This is a genomic window from Bacillus cereus group sp. BfR-BA-01379 (genome assembly GCF_022663605.1).
Classification (GTDB): Bacteria; Bacillota; Bacilli; order Bacillales; family Bacillaceae_G; genus Bacillus_A; species Bacillus_A mobilis.
Genome location: NZ_JAKUFT010000167.1, coordinates 1 through 1,232 on the forward strand (window position 1 = coordinate 1; position 1,232 = coordinate 1,232).

Sequence of the window (1,232 nt, forward strand, 5' to 3'; positions counted from 1 at the left end):
GTTTCCGCCTTGGTTGTCGTTTCCACCTTGGTTATTGTTCCCGCCTTGGTTGTCTAATGGTTTAATGCTACCTTTATCAAATGCAAATTGAATGTCATAGAAATGGTGATAATTCATTGAATCGATATCTACTTTTACTTTTGCATTTAACTTTTTAGATAAATCGCCTACTTCTACTTCCACTACGCGTGTATCAGCTTTTTTATCTTCACTTACTACACTTGCATCAACAAACGAACCATTTTTCTCAAATTCAAACTTTGTAATCCACGCACTGTTCGTTAATGTGAATGATACATACTTTTTACCATCTCTCACCTTTAACACGCCTGGACTCTTCGTGTACGTGTTCATCATTGAAATTTCTTCTGATTGATCTTTTAACGCTTTAAAGTTAATGCTGTATTCGCCGTCTTTAATTGTTTCAACATTCGGCTTCTCTACTTCTGGTTGCTTTTCTTCGTTTTTAATTGACTCCAGTTTTTCTTCATTAAATTGAAGTTGTAATTCATGCGTTTGTTTATAATTTCTTGATGTCACTTCAATAAATACTTTTGTATTTAACTTTTTAGATAAATTGTCTACTTCGAACTCTACCACTCTTGTATTTTTCTCTTTATCTTCACTTACTACTTTTGCATCAACAAATGAACCATCTTTTTCTGTTTGGAAATTTTTAATTGATGCGTTATCTGTTAACGTTACAATCGCTTTTTTCTTACCGTTTTCTACTTTTAATACGGCTGGACTTATTACATTTTCTTTCATTCTAGATTCTTCATCTGTCTTGTCTTTTAACACTTTAAATGGAATGCTATACTCTCCATCTTTAATTGTTTCAACAGTTGGTTTTTCTACTTCCGGTTGTTTCTCTTCGTCCTTAATTGGCTCAAGTTTTTCTTCATTAAATTGAAGTTGTAATTCATGCGTTTGTTTATAATTTTGTGATGCCACTTCAATAAATACTTTTGTATTTAACTTTTTAGATAAATTGTCTACTTCAAATTCTACTACTCTTGTATTTTTCTCTTTATTTTCACTGATTACTTTTGCATCAACAAATGAACCATCTTTTTCTGTTTGGAAATTTTTAATTGATGCGTTATCTGTTAATGTTACAGTCGCTTTTTTCTTACCGTTTTCTACTTTTAATACGGCTGGACTTATTAACTTGTCTTTCATTCTAGATTCTTCATCTGTCTTATCTTTTAACACTTTAAATGGAATGCTAT

The 1,232-nt window shown here is 31.3% G+C and carries 1 protein-coding gene; it reads right to left on the reverse strand.

Annotated features, from left to right (window positions below; genetic code table 11):
- Positions 1-1,232, reverse strand: a 1,232-nt coding sequence (locus tag MR113_RS27155; protein WP_242257476.1) for an NEAT domain-containing protein, incomplete at both ends; no start/stop codon positions are given.